The organism is Clostridium celatum DSM 1785 (assembly GCF_000320405.1).
Taxonomy (GTDB): domain Bacteria; phylum Bacillota; class Clostridia; order Clostridiales; family Clostridiaceae; genus Clostridium; species Clostridium celatum.
The window spans coordinates 1-26,444 of sequence record NZ_KB291621.1; the positions used below are offsets into that span (position 1 = coordinate 1).

At 25.0% G+C, this 26,444-nt stretch carries 25 protein-coding genes and 2 pseudogenes; 20 read left to right on the forward strand and 7 right to left on the reverse strand.

Features of this window, described 5'->3' with window-relative positions:
- Positions 1 to 199: 199 nt before the first annotated feature.
- Together HMPREF0216_RS05040 and HMPREF0216_RS05045 are read right to left on the reverse strand one after the other, a co-directional pair.
- Positions 200 to 1,179, reverse strand: a pseudogene (locus tag HMPREF0216_RS05040) (ATP-binding protein).
- A complete protein-coding gene (locus HMPREF0216_RS05045) occupies positions 1,172 to 2,170 on the reverse strand; it encodes a DnaD domain protein (protein ID WP_040418950.1) in 999 nt (332 codons plus the stop codon). Before HMPREF0216_RS05045 ends, HMPREF0216_RS05040 begins: the two are co-directional and overlap by 8 nt.
- Before the next feature lie 327 nt (positions 2,171 to 2,497).
- On the opposite strand from HMPREF0216_RS05045, the gene HMPREF0216_RS17890 reads away from it, so the two are divergent.
- The gene (locus HMPREF0216_RS17890) at positions 2,498 to 3,478 is read left to right on the forward strand and encodes a peptidoglycan DD-metalloendopeptidase family protein (protein WP_051040664.1); all 981 of its coding nucleotides are present in this window, start codon (positions 2,498 to 2,500) and stop codon (positions 3,476 to 3,478) included.
- A gap of 16 nt (positions 3,479 to 3,494) precedes the next feature.
- On the opposite strand, the gene HMPREF0216_RS05055 is transcribed toward HMPREF0216_RS17890, so the two are convergent.
- The 3 genes from HMPREF0216_RS05055 to HMPREF0216_RS05065 form a co-directional block, all read right to left on the reverse strand.
- On the reverse strand, positions 3,495 to 4,703 hold the full coding sequence (locus HMPREF0216_RS05055) for a S8 family peptidase (protein WP_005211972.1): 1,209 nt from the start codon (positions 4,701 to 4,703) through the stop codon (positions 3,495 to 3,497).
- Between the two features lie 109 nt (positions 4,704 to 4,812).
- A complete protein-coding gene (locus tag HMPREF0216_RS05060; RefSeq protein WP_005211973.1) occupies positions 4,813 to 5,265 on the reverse strand; it encodes a dUTP diphosphatase in 453 nt (150 codons plus the stop codon).
- A 186-nt stretch (positions 5,266 to 5,451) separates the two neighbouring features.
- Positions 5,452 to 5,973 (reverse strand): hypothetical protein, encoded by a 522-nt coding sequence (locus tag HMPREF0216_RS05065; RefSeq protein WP_005211974.1) that lies wholly within the window; start codon positions 5,971 to 5,973, stop codon positions 5,452 to 5,454.
- A 289-nt stretch (positions 5,974 to 6,262) separates the two neighbouring features.
- Here HMPREF0216_RS05065 and HMPREF0216_RS05070 point away from each other — a divergent pair, with 289 nt between their 5' ends.
- From HMPREF0216_RS05070 to HMPREF0216_RS05115, 11 genes and pseudogenes are all read left to right on the forward strand, one after another.
- Positions 6,263 to 7,522: a UDP-N-acetylglucosamine 1-carboxyvinyltransferase gene (locus tag HMPREF0216_RS05070; RefSeq protein WP_005211975.1), complete on the forward strand. Its 1,260-nt coding sequence runs from the start codon at positions 6,263 to 6,265 to the stop codon at positions 7,520 to 7,522.
- A 17-nt stretch (positions 7,523 to 7,539) separates the two neighbouring features.
- Positions 7,540 to 8,331 (forward strand): MBL fold metallo-hydrolase, encoded by a 792-nt coding sequence (locus tag HMPREF0216_RS05075; protein ID WP_040418954.1) that lies wholly within the window; start codon positions 7,540 to 7,542, stop codon positions 8,329 to 8,331.
- A 25-nt stretch (positions 8,332 to 8,356) separates the two neighbouring features.
- Entirely contained in the window at positions 8,357 to 8,509 is a 153-nt protein-coding gene (locus tag HMPREF0216_RS16710) for a CxxH/CxxC protein (RefSeq protein ID WP_005211978.1), read from the forward strand.
- A 112-nt stretch (positions 8,510 to 8,621) separates the two neighbouring features.
- Positions 8,622 to 9,119, forward strand: coding sequence for an SEC-C metal-binding domain-containing protein (locus tag HMPREF0216_RS05080; protein WP_005211983.1), 498 nt, complete (start codon positions 8,622 to 8,624; stop codon positions 9,117 to 9,119).
- A gap of 135 nt (positions 9,120 to 9,254) precedes the next feature.
- Entirely contained in the window at positions 9,255 to 9,728 is a 474-nt protein-coding gene (locus HMPREF0216_RS05085; RefSeq protein WP_005211985.1) for an Hsp20 family protein, read from the forward strand.
- 44 nt (positions 9,729 to 9,772) lie between these two features.
- Positions 9,773 to 10,251, forward strand: a pseudogene (rlmH, locus tag HMPREF0216_RS05090) (23S rRNA (pseudouridine(1915)-N(3))-methyltransferase RlmH).
- A 276-nt stretch (positions 10,252 to 10,527) separates the two neighbouring features.
- Entirely contained in the window at positions 10,528 to 11,193 is a 666-nt protein-coding gene (locus HMPREF0216_RS05095; RefSeq protein ID WP_005211993.1) for a response regulator transcription factor, read from the forward strand.
- Complete coding sequence (locus HMPREF0216_RS05100; protein ID WP_005211996.1) at positions 11,190 to 12,635, forward strand: sensor histidine kinase; 1,446 nt, start codon at positions 11,190 to 11,192, stop codon at positions 12,633 to 12,635. Before HMPREF0216_RS05095 ends, HMPREF0216_RS05100 begins: the two co-directional genes overlap by 4 nt.
- Before the next feature lie 208 nt (positions 12,636 to 12,843).
- On the forward strand, positions 12,844 to 14,202 hold the full coding sequence (locus tag HMPREF0216_RS05105; RefSeq protein WP_005211998.1) for an ABC transporter permease family protein: 1,359 nt from the start codon (positions 12,844 to 12,846) through the stop codon (positions 14,200 to 14,202).
- Between the two features lie 11 nt (positions 14,203 to 14,213).
- On the forward strand, positions 14,214 to 14,846 hold the full coding sequence (locus HMPREF0216_RS05110; RefSeq protein ID WP_005212002.1) for an ABC transporter ATP-binding protein: 633 nt from the start codon (positions 14,214 to 14,216) through the stop codon (positions 14,844 to 14,846).
- A gap of 47 nt (positions 14,847 to 14,893) precedes the next feature.
- Positions 14,894 to 15,256: a hypothetical protein gene (locus HMPREF0216_RS05115; protein WP_005212003.1), complete on the forward strand. Its 363-nt coding sequence runs from the start codon at positions 14,894 to 14,896 to the stop codon at positions 15,254 to 15,256.
- A 402-nt stretch (positions 15,257 to 15,658) separates the two neighbouring features.
- Here HMPREF0216_RS05115 and HMPREF0216_RS05120 read toward each other — a convergent pair whose 3' ends face one another.
- A complete protein-coding gene (locus HMPREF0216_RS05120) occupies positions 15,659 to 15,997 on the reverse strand; it encodes a helix-turn-helix domain-containing protein (protein ID WP_005212005.1) in 339 nt (112 codons plus the stop codon).
- Between the two features lie 294 nt (positions 15,998 to 16,291).
- Here HMPREF0216_RS05120 and HMPREF0216_RS05125 point away from each other — a divergent pair, with 294 nt between their 5' ends.
- The 8 genes from HMPREF0216_RS05125 to HMPREF0216_RS05160 all read left to right on the forward strand — a co-directional run bounded on the left by HMPREF0216_RS05125 (position 16,292) and on the right by HMPREF0216_RS05160 (position 24,388).
- Positions 16,292 to 16,483, forward strand: a complete 192-nt coding sequence (locus tag HMPREF0216_RS05125) for a helix-turn-helix domain-containing protein (protein WP_005212007.1) — start codon at positions 16,292 to 16,294, stop codon at positions 16,481 to 16,483.
- A gap of 179 nt (positions 16,484 to 16,662) precedes the next feature.
- Positions 16,663 to 17,004, forward strand: a complete 342-nt coding sequence (locus HMPREF0216_RS05130; protein ID WP_005212009.1) for a hypothetical protein — start codon at positions 16,663 to 16,665, stop codon at positions 17,002 to 17,004.
- Positions 17,005 to 17,562: 558 nt separating this feature from the next.
- Positions 17,563 to 18,729 (forward strand): sensor histidine kinase, encoded by a 1,167-nt coding sequence (locus HMPREF0216_RS05135; RefSeq protein ID WP_051040665.1) that lies wholly within the window; start codon positions 17,563 to 17,565, stop codon positions 18,727 to 18,729.
- A 418-nt stretch (positions 18,730 to 19,147) separates the two neighbouring features.
- Positions 19,148 to 20,743 (forward strand): EAL domain-containing protein, encoded by a 1,596-nt coding sequence (locus tag HMPREF0216_RS05140; RefSeq protein WP_040418983.1) that lies wholly within the window; start codon positions 19,148 to 19,150, stop codon positions 20,741 to 20,743.
- Between the two features lie 227 nt (positions 20,744 to 20,970).
- Positions 20,971 to 22,164, forward strand: a complete 1,194-nt coding sequence (locus HMPREF0216_RS05145; RefSeq protein WP_005212015.1) for a cytochrome c biogenesis protein/redoxin — start codon at positions 20,971 to 20,973, stop codon at positions 22,162 to 22,164.
- A gap of 131 nt (positions 22,165 to 22,295) precedes the next feature.
- Positions 22,296 to 22,478 carry a hypothetical protein gene (locus HMPREF0216_RS05150; protein WP_005212017.1) on the forward strand — a complete coding sequence of 61 codons (183 nt, stop codon included), beginning with the start codon at positions 22,296 to 22,298 and terminating at the stop codon, positions 22,476 to 22,478.
- Positions 22,479 to 23,129: 651 nt separating this feature from the next.
- On the forward strand, positions 23,130 to 24,023 hold the full coding sequence (locus HMPREF0216_RS05155; protein WP_040418985.1) for a polysaccharide deacetylase family protein: 894 nt from the start codon (positions 23,130 to 23,132) through the stop codon (positions 24,021 to 24,023).
- A 59-nt stretch (positions 24,024 to 24,082) separates the two neighbouring features.
- Positions 24,083 to 24,388, forward strand: coding sequence for a hypothetical protein (locus HMPREF0216_RS05160; protein WP_005212021.1), 306 nt, complete (start codon positions 24,083 to 24,085; stop codon positions 24,386 to 24,388).
- Positions 24,389 to 24,405: 17 nt separating this feature from the next.
- Here HMPREF0216_RS05160 and HMPREF0216_RS05165 read toward each other — a convergent pair whose 3' ends face one another.
- Positions 24,406 to 26,013, reverse strand: coding sequence for a DEAD/DEAH box helicase (locus HMPREF0216_RS05165; protein WP_040418986.1), 1,608 nt, complete (start codon positions 26,011 to 26,013; stop codon positions 24,406 to 24,408).
- Positions 26,014 to 26,444: the final 431 nt, after the last annotated feature.

The window sequence follows — 26,444 nt, forward strand, 5'->3', positions numbered from 1 at the left end:
TTGTTGGTTCGACTCCGACATGAAGCTCCAAAAACTCCACAAAAGTGGAGTTTTTTTGTTTTATAAAAAAATTGAAGATATTTAATAAATAGAAATAATCACTTGAAATATAAAATAGTTAAAATAATAAACTATATATCTCAAGTGATTATTTCATTCATATATTTATAAATTGTAATTAAATTTTCGGTTAAATATTTTATTGTTGTCTTTTTAAGTTAAGTTGAATTCGTATATCTTCTGCAATAAATTTAAATAATTTAAATTCACCAATTATTCTTGAAGAAATTCTTTCGCTATATCTTTTTGAAATAAGAGGTAAACTTAAATTTGTTGAAATAATCATCTTTTTATTTTTTAATATTTTTTTATTAATTAATGTAAATAGCTCAGATGATGAAAAATCAGTTATTTGTTCGGAACCTAAATCGTCTATAATTAATAAATCACAATTTACAAGTAAATTTTCTAAGTCTGTATCATTATTGAATTTAACATCTTTTAAAGCTCTTAATAACTCATCAGCAGTTTTATATACAACTAAATGCCCTCTATCTAATAATTCTTTAGCTATACACCAAGATAGAAAAGTTTTACCTGTACCTGAATTACCATAAAATAAAAGATTGGTATTAATATTTTTAAAGTTAGGTAAATATTCACCAGTTACAAATTCTAAAATAGATTCTATATTTTTTCTAGGTGTATATTTTTCATCGTTTAGTTTATGATTTGGATATAAATTAATATTAAAAGTTCTAAAATTATTTCTTTTTACAGCTTCCTCTAATTCAGAATCTTTATAATACAATTTTATTAATCTAGTTTTAAAACAAGAGCATTTTTCAGTACCAATGAAACCTGTATCTTTACACTTTTGACAATGATAATGTAAATTTAAATAATCAGGTGAATATCCTCTAGCTACTAGCATCTCGTATTTTTGTGCTCTAAGATCTGTTATTTCATCTTTTAAGGCATCAAGCTCTTTAGGATCATTAATACCCTTTAAGGCAGCCATAGAAAGGTTTAAACAAAGTTTTTGTATAGAAATATTACATCAATTATCTCAGGAAATTTTTCTTTTATTTCTTCATGTCTCTTTTTTAAGTTGCGGTTTTCTTCTGTACGGATTTTTTCATAAATATCCATTAGTTCTGCTTGGTATCCTTTAATCATCTTTATCCCATCCTAACAATTTCTTTTCTAAGGAGTCATAATCATATTCACGAGCTTCAAAATTATTAAATTTAAGTGCATTTACTTCTTGAGGTTTAGGTGAGGTAAAGTTTCTCTTAGCTTGGGTATTTTTATAATTGGCTTCTTTTTCTTCAATAGCAGATATAGTTTTTAGGTTACTTTTATTCCAACTTGATAAAATACCATCAATATATTTGAAATCTGCTCTATTTAATCTTTGGAAACAAATATTACAAGCTTTTTCTATTACCTCAAGAGGAAAAGCATAATCAACTATCCACTTTTCTAGCATTTCTTCTTGTGGTTTCATTAATTCAGGATTTTTAATTCCCAAGTAATTTAATATATGGCGAATTTTAATCCATTTATCTTCAGTTTTCTTTATATAATTTTGAGCATCTTCTATAGTTTGAATTTTCATATTATGCCATGCAATTGCAACTTTTTCAATATATCTATAGTCACTTTTGCCCTTAGAAACACAATATTCTAATAATATAAGTATGAGTTCTGACGAAAAATTAAATTCATCTTGCCAACCTAAATATGTTGTCATTTCTTTAGGGGATAGAGGTCTCCCTAAAAGTTTTTCAATATCATTAAGCATATCTTTAGTTGATGTTTTGTTTAAAGCTTCTAGTAAGTTAACTTCCTTATTTTTATTTTCGGAGTATTCTACTAAATCTACAAATTCAACACTGAAGTTACCCATTTTATCTAATGGTATAAGTTTAATTACACCTTCATCATTCCAATAATTTAGTGCATTTAATATATCAGATTCAAGTAGGTTTAAAGATGATGCTAGAACTCCAGAACTAGCACCCATTTCTCCAGAAGTATTATATTTAAGCATTAATAGATAAACTTTAACAAATTCTCCACGCGCTTTAGGCATATAATTTTCTATAAATATATTACTAACAGGAGTAAAGTTTAATGCTTTATTTTTTAGCATAAAAGTGCTCATAATTTCGCGACCTTTCTTAGAAGTAAGATTTTAAATCAATATTATCTAAAGCTAATTATAACAAAGGGATTATGAACCCTCAACATAACAATTAAATAATAAAGTGAATAATAAATTTTAAAAAAGGGAAAAGTAAGTGATGTGCTTTTTAAATAGCCAATAAGGAGGAAGTAAAATCATGGGTCAAATGAACAGAATAATATAAGTGAAGGGGTGCAGATTATATTAAAATCAATAGCTCTAATACTTATATTTATCATGTTTATATCATTTAATATCTATAAATGTAAAAAAAATATTTTTTGCAATATGGGAAATAGTCAATTAGTGTTTAGTGAAATAAAAGAAAATGAAGAAAGTGTAGAAGAAAGTACAGCAGACGTATTTAAGGAAATCGCAAGTAATAAATTAAATATTAAAATTAATGGATATGAAGTAAGTTCAATAGATAGATTATTATTAGATAATAAATCTATAGATTTAAAATATTTAATCATAAAAGATATATGTTTAAACTATATTAAAGAGTTAGGCTTTAATATAGAAAATATTAGTGAAATAAACATTTTAGGAGAAATAGAAGATTTACCTTGTAGCTTAAATATAATAGATTTAAAACAAAATAAAGAAATTGCCAGGGAAATATATGAGGCAACATTAATTAATGAAAATTTATTAGACTTGCAAATAAAGGTTAATGTTGTAGAAAGAGAAGAAGTTGATGAAGATGTAGTTATAAAACAAGATGATAGTTTATATATAGGGCAAAATGAAGCAATTAAAGGAGAAAAAGGAGAATGTTTATTATATAAAGAAATTACATATGATGGCTTGGTAAAAAGTAATGAAAAAGTTGTTAGAGAGAGATTAATCAAATCGCCTGTTGATACAGTTATAAAAAAAGGAACTAAAAATCCATATTATGATGGAGTATCATTTTTATATAGACCAACTTCAGGTGGATATATGACATCAATATTTGGAGAAGAAAGAGTAAATTCTTATCATAAGGGAATAGATATAGCAAAAGATATGGGTGAGGATGTTATAGCAGCTTTTGATGGTGAAATAAAAAGTGCTGGATATAATGATGGTGGTTATGGAAATTTAATAATAATTGAGCATGAAGGGAATATGGAAACTTATTATGCTCATTTAAGTGAAATATATGTATCAGAAGGAGATATAGTAAAAAAGGGGGATATAATAGGGGCTATAGGTAGCACTGGATATAGTACAGGACCGCATCTGCATTTTGAGTTAAGAGTTAATGGAGAGCCCGTAAATCCAGAACCATATATAGAATAAACAATAAAAAAACACCTTAAGGGTGTTTTTCATTGTTTATTATTTTATTAATATTAATAACTCCGTTACCTTGTTGATTTTTTGGAATATCTAGTGGTGTTGAAGCAACTTTTAATAATGCGACAACATCATCAAATGATAGATCTTTATTATACTCAAATAATAGTGCACAAACACCAGCTACGTATGCAGCGGCTACAGACGTTCCAGTAAAACTTTTATAAGAAGTAGCAAGCTTAGGAACAAATACTTTAGAGTTACCTTTAAATGAAATATAAGAAGTATTACAGTTTAAAGAAACTACATCAACACAAGCAGCACAAAAATCTGGTTTTCTTGGTTTTTTCGTAGGACCACAAGATGAATAAGAATAGCTTTCAGGCTTAGATACAGTATTTATTCCAGATACAGTAATACAATTTTTACTTAAAGCAAGACCTATTATAGAACTATCAACATTTTCATTACTACCACTAGGTAAGATTGGAATTAAGGAGTTTGAGATTGCCTTCTTTAATAAGGTATCAAAAGCTATATAAATAAACTTATTATAGTTAAGAGATTCAAAAGGAAGGCATAAAACTTTTATATTAAAATCTTTACTAATAGAAATAAGATCTTCGATAGCAAATAAGACATCAGAAGCGTACCCCCGTCCTAGTTTATTAAAAGCTTTATAACAGTGAATAGTGGCTTCCTTTGCTAGACCACAATAAATTTTATTAGAAGATTCACCATTCCCACCAATTATTCCACAAGTACATGTACCATGTCCATTATCATCATATGGATAAGGCAATCCATTTATCAAATCAATGAAAGTTATTATTCTATTAGAAGGATAAGTTAAATCACGATGTGGATAAACGCCAGAGTCAATAACTCCTACACCAATGCCTTTTCCAGAGATGTTCAATTTGTTTGAAATTCTAATTTTATTGGCAGTAGGGATACTCATTCCACAAAGTGAAAAATACTCATCTAGACAAATAAACTCTATTTCAGGATACTCTATTAATCTATAGATTGATTTTGAATTAAGCTTAGCACATATAATATTGCAAGATTCAATTTTTCTAATGATTTGGCCTTTATATGAGGATATTTTTTTTGAGATAGAATCTTGTAATGTCTTATATTTTATTAAAACACGATAATACTCTATGTCATTGTTATTTAGGATATCCCTTAGATTAGTATCAAGTTTTTTACTTAAAGAGAACATAAAAAACTCCTAAAATTATTCACATTACTATAGTATAAAATTTATATCCTTTTTGTTAATACATATAAATCAATTAATTTTATAAAAAAAAAAGCCACTAGGGCTTTAATTAATATACGAATGAGTTAAAAATTTCTTCTTCTGAGTAGCCTAATGTAATTCCAAGGCTTAAAACATCTTCTAAAAGAGTGAAGAAGTGGTCAACAGAAGGTGAAATTATTAAATCGTTTATGTCTATATATAAATTTAAGAATTGATCGCTTAAGCAATAATCATTTGGTCTAAGTGTAATATCGTAGCTATCTATATAGTGTTTATCTAGTCCTAAATTGATAATGTGAGTTAAAAAATCAGTATATTTTACAAATATAAGTTCTTTATTTAAATTTAAACCATCATCTATCCAGTATTTATAGCACTTTGTCTCTTCGGCTAGTGAGCTTAACTTTACTTGTAACTCAAGGTGTTTTCTAGCCCAAAGTTTATATTGAGATAATTCTTGATTGATAAGTATCTCCCTTTTTCTCTCTCTTTGCAGTTCCACAATAGATAAAATATTCATAAATGTCCTCCTCATTTACTAGGATCAATATAATATATTTTACAGAATTTATTAATTCTTGAAAAGTGTCGTAAACGAATACAAAAAAATAAAGTTTATATTTTTTTTTACAGCATTAAACAAAAAAGAACATAACTTCTATTAGTTATGTTCTTTTTATATAATATTTCTTTTAATTTATAGCTACTAAATAGTTTTTAGTGGGTATGTTTGAACTAAGGTTTCTCTTCGATTATTTGAAATCTTCCATAATTCTAATCTATTTACCTTTAGTGTAGATAAATTTGTCTTAAATTCAGAATCAGTCTTTTTGTTATCTTTATTAATATAATTAATATTAGCAAGGGCTAAGTGAATATCATCATTAATATTTTTTACATTAAATCCATATAATTTAAGGTTCTCATTAATTAATCTATTTAATCTTTTAATATAACCAATTTCTTCAACTTTTAAATTAAGAGTTTTATTTGTTTCGCAAAGTGTTACTGTTGAAGATAATTCAACTTTGAAATGCTTATATGGTTTTAAGATTTTATCCATAACTGAATTAAGTTTATCAATATTAGGATTTTCTACAACTTCTAGTGGTATATATGGTATCGGTGAATTTCTATTAGCTCTATATTTTTTTGATAGAGTCCGTTGTACAGGACTTAAGTTTTTATAAGATACATCATCAAATAATGCAACTAAATAGTATTTCATATTATAACCTCACAAGTTAAAATTTGTATAACAATGTTATATTAAATTATATCACAAATAAAATAGAATTGACAATTTGTATATAGGCGAGATAATAGCTAAAAGTATTAAAAATAAGGGCTTTTGGAAGAAAAAACCCTATTAACTCCTATATACTTTATGTTATAATAAATAATGTTGACTTAAAAATCTATGTAAAAATAAGCAAATAACTTATTTAAGAAAAAATTGGATAAATTTTATATTTAAGGATAGATTAATATATATAAATTTAGGTAGGGTGAATAGGATGGAAACATTAATTATTAATGGAGGCAAAGCATTGCAGGGATCTGTAGAAATAAATGGTGCCAAAAATGCTGCAGTTGCAATTTTACCAGCTGCAATCTTAGCTAGTGAAGGAAAATGTGTTATTGATAATATACCTGATATAGAGGATGTACATTGTTTAGAAAGAATTTTATCAAGTTTAGGTTGTAATGTACATAAGGTAAATAATAATACTTTAGAAATTGATGCAACAGATATTACAACTGTAGATGCATGTAATGAAGATGTAAGAAGAATGAGAGCTTCATACTATTTTATAGGTGCATTATTAACAAGATTCAAAAAAGCAAAAGTAGAACTTCCTGGTGGATGTCCAATAGGGGCAAGACCTATAGACCAACATATAAAAGGTTTTGAAGCTTTAGGAGCAAAGGTAACAATAGAACATGGTGCAGTAAATGTTGAAGCAGAGAATTTACATGCAGCAAATATATTCTTTGATGTAGTTTCTGTAGGAGCTACTATAAATGTTATGATTGCCGCAACAATGGCTGAAGGGACAACTATATTAGAAAATGTAGCTAAAGAACCTCATGTTGTTGATGTAGCTAATTTCTTAAATTCTATGGGTGCAGATGTTAAAGGTGCAGGTACTGATGTAATAAGAGTAAAAGGTGTTAAGAAATTAGTAGGATGCAATTATAGTGTTATACCTGACCAAATTGAAGCAGGTACATTTATGATAGCTGCAGCAGCTACAAAAGGTGATATAACTATAAAGAATGTAATACCAAAGCATTTAGAGTCTATTTCAGCAAAACTTATGGAAATGGGTGCTATCGTTGAAGAAGGTGATGATAGTATAAGAGTAACTGTTGATCAACCACTAAAAGGAGTAAGTGTTAAAACAGCTCCATATCCAGGATTCCCAACAGATGTACAACAACCAATGTCTACGTTATTAAGTATTACAAATGGAAGAAGCTTAATTGCTGAAAGTATTTGGGAAAATAGACATAAGCATACTGATGAATTAAAGAAAATGGGCGCTGTTATAAAAGTAGAAGGTAGAACGGCTATAATAGATGGTGTTCAAAATTTAAAGGGTGCTAAAGTTGTGGCAACAGATTTAAGAGCAGGAGCAGCAATGGTTATTGCTGGATTAGTTGCTCATGGAGAAACTGAAATACGTGATATAGGGCATATAGATAGAGGATATCCTCATATAGAAGATAAATTTAGAGCATTAGGTGCAGATATAAGAAGAGAATTAAGATAAACTTGGGGGAAAAACAAATGAAATTTTGCTCATTATATAGTGGAAGTAGTGGAAATAGTATTTTTATAGGTTCGGATAATGCAAAAATATTAATTGATGCAGGTCTACCAGGTAAAAAAATAGATGAAGCTTTAAAATGTATAGGGCAAAATCCAAATGAGATTGATGGAATTTTTATAACTCATGAACATATAGACCATATTAAAGGGGTAGGGGTTTTATCACGAAAATATGATATTCCTATATATGCTCCACATGATACTTGGGTTGCAATGACAAATAATATTGGTAAGATAAAAGAACACAATATAAAAATAATGGATAGAAGATCTACTGTATCTATAAAGGATATTGAGGTAAAATCATTTATCATTCCTCATGATGCAGCTTCACCAGTTGGATATACTATTAATTTAGGTAATAAAAGAGCAAGTGTAGCAACTGATTTTGGTACATTTACTAAAGAAATAGAAGACAATATAAAAGAATCTGATATAATATTAATTGAAAGTAATTATAATCCACAAATGCTTGATTTTGGACCATACCCTTATTCTTTAAAACAAAGAATAAAAGATGTACATGGACACTTATCAAATGAAGATTGTGGAGAAGCTATTGTTAAGATACTAAAAAGCGGTCTTGGGAAAAGTATTATGCTAGGGCATCTAAGTAATACTAATAATACTCCAGAGTTAGCTGAACTAACAGTTAGAGATATTTTAACTAATAATAATATTAATATTGGATCAGATGTGTTTTTAAGTATGGCTAATAGACACAATCCAAGTAAAATTATTACTTTATAGTATTAATGCTTAGAAGGTGATTAATATGGAAATTAAATATGCTTGTGAAGAACATATTGATGAAGCAATGGATGAAATTATAAATGAAAAAGAAACTTTTCCCGTTATTAATGAAATGACAGAAAAAAAATGTGACTATTGCGATAAAAAAAGCAAATATGAAGTAAAAATGATATAATTTATTATGTATTGAAAAATATACGTAAAATTTAGTATAATTTTGTATAAGTACAAAGAGAGAATTTGATATAAGTTTTATAAGTACAAAGAGAGAAAGAGGAGAGATTAAAATGAGTTTATACAAACAATGGACAGATATGGTCGTAGAATACGTTAAGACAAAAGGGGAAGCAGCATTCTGGAATGAATATACTAAAGTTGAAACTGCTATATACAGAGATTTATTAGCTAATAGCAAAGAAACTTTAAAAATGACAATTGCTGATTTTGCAAAGAAATATGAAACATCAGAAGAATTTGCAATGGGATTTGTTGATGGAATAAATGATAGTTTAAATAATTCATACGATTTAGAAGCTTTAGAAGCTAGTGATGAAATTGTATTAGATATAAATTTAGAAAAGTTATACTTCAATATGTTAGAAGCTAAGGCTGAATACTTATATACATTACCACAATGGGATGGAATATTCTCACCAGAAAAGAGAAAAGAAATTCAAAAGGCATATAGAGAATCAACTATCGTAAGAAATGAAAATAAAGTTGGTAGAAACGATGCTTGTCCATGCGGAAGTGGAAAGAAATATAAAAAGTGCTGTGGAAAATAATTATATTTAAAAAAGAGCTTTGAAATCAAGGCTCTTTTTATTTGGAAAAATAAATATATAATTCTATTTTAGTGTCAAAACAAAAGAAAAATAAATAGATTATAGTAGTTATAACTATTATAATGGAGGCGCTATATGTTTAATATATTTCCATATGTATTTTCAGGAACTTTTAATTTAATATCAGATGGCTTAAATATGATTGATAATATAATTGATAATGTTATTAATAGTGAGTTTATGGATAACCTAGTAGATAATATAGAGAATATGTCTGCGATTAATGTGAACTTTAAAGAGCATAAAAGAGCATATACAATCGAATGTTATTTACCAGGAGTAAATAAAGAAAATATAGATATAGATTATGAAAATAATTATATTACACTCAAAATAAAGAGAAATATGTTTTATACTAACAATAAAAATGTAGCAATGGCAGTAATTCAACCAGGTGGGGATATAGAAGAGGATTATTATGTAGAAAATATTGATTCTAATAATATAAAAGCTTCATTTAAGGATAATATGCTAAGAGTTCTCATTCCTAAAAACACTTATATAAGCAAAGATACAGCTATTGTTGAAGTTAATGATTACATAGATTAGTAGTAGAAATAAATTTAATGACATATAACATAGGAGGAAGAGTAATGAATAAAACCGTTATTTCAGTTGGTAAATTAAAAGAAAAGTATTTGAAGCAAGCAATAGATGAGTATTCAAAGAGATTAACACGATATTGCAAAATAGACATTATTGAATTGCCAGATGAAAAAACTCCAGATAATGCATCTGAAAAAGAAGAGCTTCAAATTAAAGATAAAGAAGGCCAGCTTATATTATCTAAAATAAAAGATAATATGTTTGTTGTTGCAATGGATTTAAATGCAAAGCAAATGACCTCAGAGGAGTTCTCAAAGTTTATTGAGACTCAAGGGGTTATGGGTAACTCTAACATAACTTTTGTTATAGGAGGCAGCTTAGGATTATCTCAAGCAGTTATAAAAAGAGCAAATTATAAAGTATGTTTTTTAAAATGACATTTCCACATCAACTGTTTAGAGTTATGTTATTAGAACAAGTTTATAGAGCTTTTAGAATAATGAAAAATGAACCGTACCATAAGTAAGTGAGGTTTTTACTGAAATTAGGTTAATAAATAAGGGAATTTGAGAAGGAGAGGGTTGAGAATATTATCATTTAAGTAAGCCTTTATATATAGAACTTTAGTGATAAATTATATGTGGAATTGGTATATAAATAATATTATTAATTTAATGTTAAGAGTGTTAATTTATGAAATTAGCACTTTTATATTTATAATATAATTGAAACTTTATGTTATTATGTATTTATAAAATAAATTCATTTTGATATATATTATATAAAATGGAGGAAAATATAAATGAAAATTAATATATTAATTGTTGAAGATGAAAAAGAAATAAGGGAAGGCGTAAGTGAATATCTAGCAGAGGTTGGATATAGCGTTATAAGTGCAGAAGATGGAATGCAAGCAATAGAATTATTTAAGAATAATAAAATTGATTTAGTAATTTTAGATATAATGCTTCCAAAGGCTAACGGATTTGTTGTTTTAAATAAAATTAGACAAGAAAGCAATGTTCCAGTAATTATGTTAACAGCAATGAGTGATGATTATACCCAAATTATGAGTTTTGATGAAGAGGCAGATGATTATATTACAAAGCCATTTTCAATAATAGTTTTACATAAAAGAATAGAAGCACTTCTTAGAAGAGGAGTAAAAGTTAGTGAAAATAAAAAGTGGTGTTATGGAGATATAGAAATTGATTTTGAAGGATATTCAGCAAGAAAGAATGGAGAAAATATTGATTTAAAACCTAAGGAAATAAAATTAATAGAGTTATTATTAAAGTATGAGGGAAAGGTTTTAACAAGAGCACAAATCTTAGATAATTTATGGAGGATTGAAGAAGCACCAAATGATAGGGTTATTGATGTATATATTAAAAATATAAGAAAAAAGTTGTTATTAGATTGTATAGTAACAGTTAAGGGAATTGGATATAAATTTGAGGAGCAATGATGAATAAGTTAAAGCTATTTTCAAAAACATATATATTTACCATGGGGATAATAAGTGTAATAATTTTAATTTCAAATGTTTTAATTTATTTAGCATTACCCAAGGTATATGTGAATAATAAACAAAAGGAAGCTGATAAAATTATTGAAGATTTAATTGAACAAGTAAATAAATCTGATAATAAGGAATCATTTAAGATAGCAAAGAATTTTGCTGAAAAATATAATATTCAAGTTTTACTTACTATAGGAGATGAAAAAAGGGTATTTCAAGGTTTGCACAAAGTAGATATATATGTTAATGAAGAGGAAATTACAGAAAACTCTTTAATAATTCCTAATTTAAGTGGTGAAAATATTATAGAAAGTTTTGATGATGAAAATGGAGAAATATTCGGTCAATATATTAATATAAATAATTTATCAATAATAAAAAGTAGGGACTTTAAAAAAAGTAATGATGTAAATGGAAGTGCTAAAATAGTAATGGATTTAGAATCATTCACAGAAACAAGAGATATTATATTAAAAATACTTCCATATTCTATTTTTATAAGCTTGCTTATAGCACTTATTGCATCATATATATATGCAAGAAAAATTACAACTCCAATAAAAGAAATTTGTGATGTTACAAAAAAAATGGAGAATTTAAATAAAGAAGCCTTTTGTGAGGTAAAAACTGAAGATGAAATAGGAATATTAGCAGCTAATGTAAATAGTTTATATGAAAATTTATTAAATACAATTGTATCATTGGAAGAGGAAATAAAAAATGTAAGTGAATCTGAAAAAATTAAGGTGGATTTTTTAAGAAGCGCATCACATGAGCTTAAGACACCACTAATGAGTATGTATATAATGATTGAAAATATGCTATATGATATAGGAAAATATAAAAATCATTATATATATTTAGAAAAATGTAAGGATATAGTTAGTGAATTAAGTAAAATGGTTCAGGAAATTTTAGATACTTCAAAACTTAATATAATAAATAATAAAAATGAAAGTGTATTAGATTTAGGTAGTTTAGTTCAAAAGAACATAGAACCATATAAATTAATAGCTAAGTCAAAGAAAATTAATATTAAAATGAATTTAAAAGAGTCTTTTAATATTAAAGTAGATGAAAAATTATTTACTAAAGCAATTTCTAATATTATTTCTAATGCAGTAAATTATACTGATGAAGGAAAGGAAATAAGAATATATATAAAAGATAAAAAACTTATTATAGAAAATGATTGTAAGCCAATTTCAGAAGAACATTTAGCACATATTTTTGAGGCATTTTATAGAGTTGATTTTGATAGAAATAAGAGTAGTGGGGGGAATGGGTTAGGATTATACATAGTTCAACAAATTTTAAAAATGTATAATTTAGATTATTCTTTTAAATCAATATTAACTGGAATGAGTTTTGAAGTTGATTTTAATTAAATATTTGAAATTTGTTCATGTTTAATAAAAAATAAAATAGTTGAAAAATAACGGGTATTAGATTAATAATATCCTTATTTTTTTATAAAAAATAATTTAATTAATACGATTCTTAATGAATTTTATAAACTTAATTTTTAAATTTCATAAATATTTCATATTAGGTTGATAGAATGTACTCAAGTTAATAAACAAGGAGGACATAAATATGAATGTATTTAAGAGATCAATATTATATATAACAAGAAAAAAAATAAAAAGTATTATTATGTTATTTATATTATTTGGAATAGCAACGGCAGTTTTAAGTGGAATTTCAATTAAAAAGGCAGCAAATATAGCAAGACAAGATTCAAATAAGGATATGGCAAATACTTTTGAATTACAAGCTAATTTTGCGGGTAATTTTGAAGGAACAATTCCAGAAAATTTAATTGATAAGGTTTCAAAGGTAGAAGGTGTTAAGAATTATGATGCAGCAATTCAAGGAGCTGGTTTAGATTTAGAAAATGTAAATTATATAAAACCTGAAAAAAATGTAGTTCAATATAATGATGATTATAAATATGAAAAACTTTTTTCTGTAGAAGCACATAAAAGTTCAGAATATGATATTAAGTTTATAAGTAAATCATTAAAGCTGATTGATGGTAGACATATTGTTGCTACTGATAAAAACAAGGTATTAATTCATAAGGATTTAGCAGAAGCAAATAATTTAAAAGTTGGAGATACTATAAAAGCAACAAAGAGTGCTGGAGATTTTAATGCATCAACTTTATCTAAAAGTGATTATGACCTTGAAATTGTAGGTATTTTTGAAAGTGAAAATACTGAAAGAGCTGGACATAAATTAGAAATGCCAGAAAATCTTTTAATTACTGATGTAGATACTATTAAAACTTTATATGGATATTCAGATGGAAATGTAAAATATACAAATGCTACTTTCAATACAGATACTGATGTAGATAAAGTAACATCAAAATTTAAAGATATTCCTACTGATTGGAATAAGTATACAATAGTAAAAAGTGAAGATACATTTTTAGCTTTATCTAAGTCTTTTGATTCTTTAGATAAGATTATAAATATGGTTTTAATTGGAGCAATAATAGCTGGAGTAATAATACTTTCATTAGTGTTAGCATTTTGGATTCAAGGAAGAGTTCATGAAACCGGTATATTACTTTCAATAGGAGTTTCAAAGTTTAATATTATTTCTCAATATATAATTGAATTATTACTTATAAGTATATTAGCTTTTGGAGGATCATATTTCTCAAGTAAGGTAATTTCACAAAATATAGGAAATACAATAGTTGCACAAGCAGGTAAGCAAGCGGTTCAAGACGTTCAAAGTGGATTTGGAGGATTTTCATTAGGAAATGATGTTAATAGTTCTTTAGCAACTCGTACAGTAGATGAAATAGATGTAAAAGTAGAGGTTGAAGAATTAATTTATGTATATGTTATAGGAACAGTTATTATCATACTTTCAGTAATGGCATCATCAGCATCAATAATTAGATTAAAACCAAAAGAAATATTATCCAAAATGAGCTAGGAGGAAAATAAATGTCAATTTTAGCATTAAATAAAGTTAATTATTCATATAAAAATGGAAAAAAAGTTTTAAATGATATAAGCATGGAATTTGAAGAAGGAAAACTTTACGCTATTTTAGGGGCTTCGGGTTCAGGAAAATCAACGTTATTATCACTATTGGCTGGATTAGATGAACCTAGAAATGGCGAAATATTATATAATAATCAAAATATAAAAGTAAAGGGATATGAGAATCATAGAAAAAGCAATATTTCATTAATATTTCAAAATTATAATTTAATTGATTATATGACACCTTTAGAAAATTTAAAAATAGTTAATCCCAAGGTGAATAAGAAAATATTAAACAATTTAGGGTTAGCTGATGATGAAATTAATAGAAACGTATTACAACTATCAGGGGGACAGCAACAGCGTGTTGCCATTGCAAGAACACTTGTTACAGATTCACCAGTAATATTAGCAGATGAGCCAACGGGGAATTTAGATAGTGATACAGCTGATGAAATTATAGAAATATTAAAAACAAGTGCACATAAACATGGAAAGTGTGTAATAGTGGTTACTCATAGTAAGGAATTAGCTAAAAAAGTAGATGTTGTACTTGTTCTAAAAAATAAAAAACTAACACAGATTAATTAATAAAAATTATATTATTAACAATAAGTTTTTAGAAGGAATAATTAAGTATGAAAGTAAAACATTTTAAAGATGCAAATTTAATAAGTAAAGTACTATATGTTATTTCAATAATTATATTAGCATATACATTATTAACTATATATAATTCACATGTATATATATTATCACTTGTAGCATCAGGTAAGATTGTGGTAAGTAAAAGTATATTAGTGGTAATAACATATTACATTAATTCATCATTACCGTATGCATTTTATTCAATAGCAACATTTTCTATGGGATATATTATCAATGAATTAAATGTTAAAAGGGAAGTAGAAAAAGATATAAAAACTGATTTAGAAGACTTTAATAAATTAAATGAAGATGATAATGAATTAGAAGAATTAATAGAATATTTAAAAGATTAACTAGCTGTTAAGGATTAATTTAGAAAACTCTTGATATTCACTTGAGAAAGTTATTATGATGTTAGGGTAATGGGCAAGATGGTAAGGGATAACAAGCAATTGGATATAAAGTAAGTTTTGAGAAGGAGTATCAGTTAAGGGTGCTCCTTCTTCTTTTAGGTTAAGAAGTTTTGGAGCAACTATGTTGAATTTGAACATTACTATATAGAATAATATGGGGATGTAGCTCATAATTAAATTATAATTTTAAAAGTATATTAGAAAAGGAGAAAAGTAATGAGCAAGTTTACAACCTCACTTAACACCGATACGGAGAACCGTATCATAAATAAAAAAATACCTTTTATAATAAAAATTTTATTATAAAAGGTATTTTTTTATTTTGGTATTTAAATTTTTAGATTATTTTTTTGAATCTCTAATAGATTTTTTTGCTTTTAAGTAATAAAAAAGCTCAATTTTATCTTCATTATCCCAATCTTCAAATTCAAGCAAAATAGGTATTAGCTCAGAAAAATCAATTGATTCATATGGAGTAGGGGAAGTTGAATCTTCTAATAAGTGATACATTGGTATGTTTAATGCTTTTGATAATATTTTTAAATTACTAATAGAAGGATTACTTCTATCATGTTCAATGTCACTTAAAAAAGATATTGATAAATTTGTTAAAGTGGATAATTCTTTTAGACTTAATCCGTTACATTTTCTAAAATGTTTCAATTTCTTTCCTAAATTCATAAAACACCTCATCTAAAATACGTTATTTACGTATTTTTCATATTAGATTATAAATGAAATGTTTAAGAAAGTAAATAAATGATAAATAATACTTTTAAAAAGTTAATAATTTATAATAATGTTTTTTTTATAAATTAAATAAATAATAAATAATAAATTAAAAAATTAAATAAATAACAAATAATAAATTAAAAAATTAAATAAATGATAAAAAGATACTTTAATAAAGTAAAAAAAACCAAAAAACTTGATTTTTTACTTTTTTAACGTAGAATATTATTTGGAGGTGAAATTTTGAAGCTTGGACGTAAAATTAGAGATATTAGAGTTAGTAAAAATATGACTCAAAAGAAATTAGCTGAATCAGCAGGTATATCTAATACATATTTATCTGATATTGAAAGAATGCGAACTAGCCCATCAATAAAGACACTAGAGAATATAGCAAACTCGCTTGGTAAAAATATAAAAGAATTCTTAGATTAGATTTTTATGTATAAGTAAATATTAAAAAATACGTTAAACTATTATTAAAATTATTTGTTAGTTTAACTAAAACATAAGAATAAGTATAAAACTTAATTAACAAATGATAAATTAGATTATTTAAATGGTATATGAAAAAATATTAGACAATTCATAAAAATATTTTTTATTTGCGAGGAGTGAAGCATATAATTTATATAATTTATATTGAAGATGATTTGCAGAAAAAGAAAAATATTTATTATAGTGAAGATAAAGAAGAAGCTGATTTAAAATTTAATACTTTATTAAATATATGTATTATGAAAGCACGTGAAAGTATTTCTATAAGAGGAAATGATTGTATTTCGAAAAATGATGATTTTAAATTAATATCTTTAAGTAATAAAGAAAAAATATTGATTAGATCAAAGGATTTCGTAGTATATGTAAATGAAAAAGGAAAAATTGTAGGAGCTATTTCATTTATAAATAATTTTAACCATACATATAATGAAAGAGTTATTATGGAAATAATCTAAAAAATAGATTAATAGAAAATATATACTATCGACATTAAACTTATAATATTTTTATTTTATAAATTAAATTAATTTTAATAATATTATAATAAACAAATCTAATGTTAAACAGGACTAAAAATATGTTTATTAAACAAAGTAAGGTACTGTTTTTACTCATAAATATCATATCCGTGCAATTTAAACACTATCATAATAGTATATCAAATTATTTTTTTATTTAATTATTAAAAACAATAGAACAATATATTACAATATCGTTTCCTATAAAAATAGAATTTTTAAGAAATATATTGGTAAAGTAATAAAAAGAATCTTTACTAGATATGTTATTGAGCGTATGTGAATGAATTATTTTATAAGTTAATTATAAGTATAGTACATAGTTTTAATAAGTTGTTAAACGATTAAAAGAAAGTAGTATTTATTAAAGAAATTACTTTTTACTTTGAATTAATAAATATTAGAATTAACATCTTAAATTAAGATATTATTATTAAACAATATATTTTTAATATTGAACGAAAATATATAAATATAGCAATGGAAGGGCGCTTTATGAGGAAAAAATTATCTAGAGAGGAAATAGAGTCAATATTAGATTTAATTCCTTTACAAATAGCTTATAGAGATTTAGAAGGAAAGCATATTTATTTTAATAAAAGTTATGCAAGTCAACTTGGAATAAATAAAAAAGAAGAACTTTATGGTAAGAAATATGAAGAGATTAATGAACTAATATATAATGTTAATCAAATAAAAAAAACAGATGAAGAAGTATTAAAAAGAAAAACAAATATTGAATATAAGGAAGTTATCTATATAAATAATAAAAAATATATATATGAAATTAACAAAATTGCCATATTAGATAAAAATAATGCTAAAGGAATATTAAGTATAATGAAGACAATTTCATATGATGAAGAACTAGATAAATTAAAAGAAGGCTTTTTCTCTAATTTAACACATGAATTTAGAACGCCTATAAATATAATTATAACAACTATACAACTTTTAGAAAATCAATTAAAAGTTTTTAATATAAGTGATTATAAAAACTTATTATTGAAAAGTATTGAAAGAATAAGAATAAATTCATTAAGAATACTAAGGTTATCAAATAATTTTATAGACTTAACTAATATATATAATGATAATGTTAATTTAAATTTACATAATTATGATATTGTAAGCACAGTGGAAGATATATGTTTGGATATAAATAATTATGGAAAATTTAAAAACTTAAAAATAATATTTGATACTGAAATAGAAGAGAAAATCGTATCATTTGACAAGGTAAAATTAGAAAGAATAGTGATAAATTTAATTTCTAATTCAATAAAATTTAATGATGGAAATAGAATTATAAATGTTAGCATATATTTGAAAAATAATAAAGTAAATATATCTGTTAAAGATAATGGATATGGAATATCAGAAAAAAAACTACAAACAATTTTTTCTGAATTTTCTAATTCAGAAAAAAGGTTAAATAAAGTAAGCGAAGGTTGTGGAGTTGGATTAGCTATTGTAAAGAACTTAGTTGAAGCACATAAAGGGGAGATTAAGGTTAAAAGTGAATTAGGAAAAGGTAGTGAATTTATAATTAAAATACCAGATGTATTTATTAAGGATTTAGAAAATGATAGTTGGCTTAATAAAGTATATAATAATAGAGAAGAAAGAATTAATATGGAACTTTCAGATATATATGAATAAAAATAACAATTAAAATAGAAAAATAAGAAAAAGAATTATGCAATATATTGAGAAAATAGCCGTACCTATTAATAAAATAATGGGATAGGGCTATTTTTATTAATAAAAATAGCGTAGTATAAGTAAAAGAATGTATCAATAACTTATAATCAAGCCTATGGTGAATAATTGTTTATTATTTTGGATAGCGTTTAAATATAGGGATTTATATTTAAATATTCTTTTTAATGATAGTACTAGTAAAACAGAGGTATGTAATTTATTTAGTTAATAATAAATAGATGTATTCATGAGAATAGATTATTATATAAAAGGGTTTTGGTAAAATATCAGATAAAAAAGAAATAAAAATTAAAAAGTAAATGTTGGGGTGTACTCATTTGGTTCTGTTCCTAATATAAATTTTAGGAGGTAGAAAATGAAATATAAATTGATTAAATTATTATGTTTTTTCTTTTTATTTTTTATGGTTAATACTTTTGCTGTTAATGCTGAAACAGAAGAAGTCATTGTTGGATTTTATGAAGAGTATCCGTATTATTATTTAGATAATAAAGGAAATCCACAAGGGTATTATTATGTTATTATGAAGGTTATTGCAGAAGAATTAAATATAGACTTTAGATATGAGAATGTAACATTTAATAACTATTATGAAAAATTAATAAACAAAGAAATTGATTTGCTATTTGGGGTTATAAAAACGGAAGAGTTTGAAAAAAAATTTGAATACAGCACATATATTATTGGTAATAAAGTAAATTATATATTCACAAATAGAAATATAGAATTTGGTGATTTAAGTAGCTTAAATGGATTAATTTTTGGGTATAATCCTAATTTATATAATTATAAATATTTTTATGATCAATTAATTAATAATGGAATAAACTTTGAAGTGAAATTGGCTGAATCAAATAACCAGTTAAAAGAATGGTTAAAATCAGGGGAAATTGATTTTACTGTTGCTAGTGGACATGACAAATTTTTTAGAAGATTTAAAGATGTGTATATGTATGCTTTGGGGGGAAGCTACATAGTAGCAAATAAAGATAATGCAGATTTAATTAATAAAATAGATAATATACTTATTAATATAAATTCGAAAAATAGTAAAAAAATATATAATTTATATAATCATTATTTTAATCATGCATATAATGAAGCTAGATATGAAACTTACTTTTTAATATTTAGTATTGTAATAACAATAAGTATTTTTTCATTTAGAAAAGGTAAAAAAATATTAAATCAAAGGAAGATTTCAATAAAATACATGAATTATTTATCCAATGATAAATTTAAATTATTTTACCAACCTATTATTGATGTAAGAAATAATAATGCTATAGGATATGAGGCATTATTGAGATTAGATAATGGTGAGAAAATTTTAACTCCATACTATTTTTTAAATGAAATTGAGAAGTTAGATATTATGTATAATATTACTTTATGGGCTATTGATAAATCTTTATGTGATTATAATAAATTAAAACTTATAAATAATTGTAAGGATAATTTTTATGTGTCTATAAATATTTCATATAAAGATTTACTTAATCCTAATTTTATAAATGATGTACAGTCAATTTTGAAAAAGTATGAAAAAATGAAATATTATTTGTGTTTTGAAATTACAGAAAGGCTTTCAAGTAATGATTTTTTTGCTATAAATAAAAGAATAGAATTATTAAAAAAAATGGGAATTATATTTGCTATGGATGATTTCGGAATTAAATATTCAAATTTTGATATTTTGCAAAAAATAGATTATGATATAGTGAAATTAGATAAAATATTTATTGATGGATATGAGGATTCAATTAAAAAGCAACAAATCTTAAAAGCTATTCTAGATATTTTGAGTATTTATGAAAAGCGAGTAGTTATTGAAGGTGCAGAAACATTAGAACAAATTAAATTGATTAAATTATTAGGTGAAGAAAAAGTATATATACAAGGATATTACTATAGTAAGCCTTTTCCAATAGATGATTTAAAAATTAAATGATAACAAATTGATTATTAATAATAATTATATACATATAAATTAAGCATAAAATTATATAGTGTAGTAATAGTAATTTTTCTAGTAAAAATCTATAAAATAGTAGTGGTTAAGTATAAAAATAGTTAACTACTACTATTTTTTTAAAATTACAAAAATATCTAATTGAGTAAATTATTGATTTAATTTAATATAAAGTTAAGAGTAAAATTATTAAATAGGGGGTTGTTATGCAAAATGTAAATTTTTTTATTGTATTTATAGAAGGAATATTATCTATTTTTTCACCATGTATATTGCCAATACTGCCGATATATTTAAGTATGTTATCTAATAGTACGGTGAATGATTTAAAGGATTCTAAGGTAAGTCGTAGTATTTTACTGAAAAATACTATATTTTTCACATTAGGAATTTCAATTACATTCTTTATATTAGGTTCATCTATAAGTGCATTAAGTTCATTTTTAAACACAAATAAAAATATTATAATGATTATTGGTGGAATTATAATAATTATTATGGGATTATTTTACTTAGGAATTATAAAGTCGGAGTTTTTAAGTAAAGAAAAAAGATTAAATATTAATTCTAATGCAATGTCTCCAGTAACAGCTTTTATATTGGGATTTACATTTAGTTTTGGATGGACACCGTGTATTGGGCCTATATTAGCTTCAGTACTTATTATGGCTTCAAGTTCGGATAATATTATTATATCTAATTTACTTATATTATCTTATATTATAGGATTTATATTACCATTTATAATAGTAGCTTTATTCTATGATAAGTTATTCAAAAGATTTGATAAAATGAAGAGCTATATGGGTATTATTAAAAGTATTAGTGGAGTAATAATTATTATTGCAGGATTAGTTATGTTTTTTAATGGATTTGTAGGTATAAATAATCAATTAAATATACGTAATGAGAATTTAAATGAGGGTAATATAGTTGAAAATAATGAACAAGCACAAGATAATGAGGAGAATAAAATAGAACCAATAGATTTTACATTATATGATCAGTACGGTAATAGGCATACGTTAAGCGAATATAAAGGGAAAATAGTATTTTTAAACTTTTGGGCAACTTGGTGTCCACCATGTAGAGGGGAAATGCCTCATATGGAAGAATTATATAATGAGTATAATAAAAATCAAGATGATGTAGTTATACTTGGAGTTGCATCACCTAATTTAGGAAGAGAAGGAAATGAGAATGATATAAAAGATTTCTTAAGCGAAGAAGGATATACATTTCCGGTTGTATTAGATAATAATGGAGCAATGGTATATGATTATGGTATAAGTGCATTTCCAACTACATTTATAATAGATAAAGAAGGCTATATAACAAAGTATATACCAGGAGCAATGGATAAAAGTACTATGCAAAGTGTTATAGAAGGGGAAAGATAAAGTAGTATTACGTAATTAATAAAAAATTAGTATGAAAGTAAATACTTATGTTATTAACTAGTTACTCCCTCTAATTAATATATGATATAATAATACAAGTAAAAATTTTTATTAATTGGAGGGAAAATAATATGTTTACTAAAGAAGAGCTTTTAGTAATTGAAGATGCATTAAAAATTGCTGATGAAAAATATATAAACTTACTTGATGCAAGTAAGAATAATAAGACTAAAATGGTTGCATATAATAGAAAACAAAAGAAATTATGGTTAGTGCAAAATAAGCTTAAAAAGATTTTAGAAGAAAATAAATAATAAAATTAATGGATATCTAGTATGCATACTAGATATTTTTTTATACCTCTATTTAATAAAGAAAATTTTAATGTAAGGAATAAATAAAAATAAAAAAAGTATAAAATAAGAGAAAAAAATATAAAATTTTATAAAATTAGACAAAAAAACATCTAAGAATAAAATTGAATAAAAGGATAAAAAATACATGTAATTATATGTAAAAATATTAATCTTCATCTATTTAGATCAAAAAATTCAAAAAATAAAACGTAATAAATTTACAAATGAAATATAAAAAACAAATAATTCTTTTTAAAGAATATTTAGAAAATAATATAACACTTAAAATTATTTTGAATACAAAGAGAAAAATATGAAAATAAATATTTGATAATAAAATATAAAAAATATACAGAATTAAATATAATATAAATAAAAAATATTATTATATTTTTAAAAAGTATGAAATTTTTTGCTTATATATTTGATTTGCAAAATAATTTATAAAAATTTAAATTATAAAGATAGAAAATAAAAGTTTTTGCCAAAAGATATAAATGAAAAATATATATAAAAAACTTGCAAAATGTTGAAAAAGATAAAAAGTTTACATATAACATAAAACAATGTAAAATTATAGATAAAATTATAAAAAGTGGGGTGTATGAAATGAATAAAATATTTAAATCAATTGCTATTTTACTAATTTTAAGTTTTAGCATCATTGGATGTAGTAATAATGAAATTGTTAAAGAAGATCAATTGGGGATAACTAATGAGATTCAAATTGGAGAAAATCATGAAGATGAAGGTATGGAAGTAGATATCCCTGAAGAAGAAAGTATAGAAGATAACGTGGAAGAAGAATCAACAGTAGAGTATATAAGTATAGTATCTGAAGAAGTTAGAATTCCAATACTTATGTATCATTCTATAAGTGATGATGATCCTAATAATAGTCTTTTAGTACCACCAGATATGTTTGATGAGCAAATGGCTTGGCTTGAAGAAAATAATTTTACTTCAATGAGTATGGATGAGGCTATTGAAGCGATGAATACAGGCAAGGTACCTAAGAGACCTGTTGTTATAACTTTTGATGATGGATATATGGATAACTATACTAGCGCTTTTCCATCACTAAAGGAACATAATATGAAGGGAACATTTTTTGTTATAACAAGTGGTGTTGATAATGGATATTATATGTCCTCAGATATGCTTAGAGAAATGCAAGATGCAGGAATGATTATAGAAAATCACACAGAAAATCATGTAGAATTAAATAATTTATCTAGAGAAGAAGCTATTGATGAGATAAGAAACGCACAAACATTTTTAAGAGAAGTAATTGGAGCAGAAGCAAATTATTTATGTTACCCAGTAGGTCGATATAGTGATGAAACTATAGAGATTGCAAAGGAATTAGGAATAAAAGCAGCTGTAACAACACAAGGTGGAATAAGTCAGATCACAGATGGGAATTATGAATTAAAAAGAGTTAGAGTATCACCAATGAGTATAGAGGGTTTTGCAGAAATATTTTCTGAGTATATTTACTAAATATAAGTTATAATAATAAAAAGTGATAAATTTAGTAACATTATTTGGAGGTATAAATAATGGCGAAAATAACTAGTAAAAATAATAACTTATTAAGAGATTCTAGGAATAAGGTATCCCCTAAAATATATGATATTTTATTAGATTTGATAAATGAAGATAAAGAAGATTTAGCAGAAATGGTATTAAAAATAGATTATTTAATAGAATATGCAAATAGCGCTGTTAAAGGGAAAGATTGGTCTGAAGCCTTAGAAACTGTAGATAGAGCCGAGCAAAGATTAAAAATGCTTAAAAAAGAGAATGTAGATATTAGCCATTTAGAATATTTAATTGAAGGAGTTAAAAAAAAGATAAGGAAGTAAATTCCTTATCTTTTTTACTATCTAGATTTTCTTCTTTTATTTTTACTTTTGTTATTAGTTGAAACTTCAACATTAACTCTTCTCTTATTTATTTTTCCACCAGTACATTTTTCAAGAACTTGTCTATGAACTGAGTTTTCAATATTTACAAATGCGAAGTTTTCCATTATATCTATATCTCTTATTTGAGATGCGCCAACTTTTGCATTGTCTTTTATATAGTTAATTAATGTCTTAATAGTTAGTCCATCTCTTCTACCTGCTGAGAAGAATAATCTAACGTCATCTTCATTTTTAACTGGAGCTGGAGCTTCTAATTTATCATTTTCATATTCAAAAGATAATTGAGTTTTGAATTGACTTTGCATTAATGAAGCTATAACTTTAACAGCATCATATTTTTCATTTAATTGAGTAGCGATATCTACAAAGTTTGAGTAGTCTTCAGCTTCAATAATTGAACTAATTTTATTTGCCATAGTTTCAAATTTAGTATTGTATATTTCTTGAACTGTAGGAACAGGTCTCTTTTCAATATTACTCTTAGTTACGTTCTTAATTTGCTTTAAGAATCCGAATTCTCTAGGAGTAATTATGCTGTAAGCAGTACCTTCTCTACCAGCTCTACCAGTTCTACCAATTCTATGAACGTATGATTCAACGTCTTGAGGTAATTCATAGTTAAATACGTGAGTTACTCCATCAACGTCAATTCCTCTAGCAGCAACATCTGTAGCAACTAAGAATTTTAATGAACCATTTTTAAATTTAGCAAGAGTCTTCATTCTTTGTACTTGAGACATATCTCCGTGCATACCTTCAACCATGTATCCTCTAGCTTGCATTGCAGCAACTAAGTCATCAACACCTTTCTTAGTTCTGCAGAAGATGATTCCAGCAGTTGGGTTATCAAAATCAATTAATCTACAAAGTGCTTCTAATCTTTGAGAGTTATGAACTTCGAAGAAGTTTTGCTTAATTGTTGAACCAGTCATTTCTTTTTTTGCAATGGCAACATGCTTTGCATCATCTTTTAAGTATTTCTTTGATAGCTTTTTAATTTGTGGAGGCATTGTTGCAGAGAATAATAAAGTTTGTCTTTCCTCAGGAATACTCTTCATTATTTCTTCCATATCATCAATGAATCCCATATTTAACATTTCATCAGCTTCATCTAAAACTAAGAACTCAACTGAAGATAATGGTAAATTACCTCTTCTAATATGATCTAAAACTCTACCAGGAGTTCCAACAACTATATTAGCTTTCTTTAAATCTCTAGCTTGAAGATGAATTGGAGCACCACCATATACAGCTACAATGTTTAATTTTTCGTACTTAGTTAATTTAACTAATTCATCGTGAACTTGGATAGCTAATTCTCTTGTTGGAGCTAAGATTATTGAACCAATAGCGTTTTTTACTGTTAAATTGTTTATCATAGGTAAGCCAAATGCTGCTGTTTTTCCTGTACCAGTTTGAGCTTGACCTATAAGATCGTTACCTGCAAGGGCAACTGGAATTGCTTCGGCTTGGATTTGAGATGGTGTAGTAAAACCTAAATCGTCAATGGCTTTAACTAAAGTCTCTTTTAAGCCTAAATCATTAAATGTTAAATTCGTCATATAGTATCCTCTTTTTTTCATAAATTTTATTTATTTTAAATTATTTAAATAATTATTTCGTATCAATCGACTTTATTAAGTATATAGCAAAAAGATAATTAATGCACTAAGTATTTATTGTAAAAATGGAATTAGTTTTTCAAATAACACATTATGTAGTATATGAAAACTTTTACAGAAAAATAAACTAAAAATAACAAAAAAATATAATTGACATTTTGCTAAAAATAGTTCAAAATATGCAATGGAAATAGTCATTACTTAATTTTAAATATTGTGTTATTGTGTCATAGAGTATATAGGAAGTCAAACTACCTGTGTACTCTATTTTTCTATCGAAACAAATATTGTAGTAATAAGTAGTGCAGTTAACCTCGAGTTAATTACAAATAAGATTTTAATAAAAAAATAAATGGTAAATGAAGTTTAAA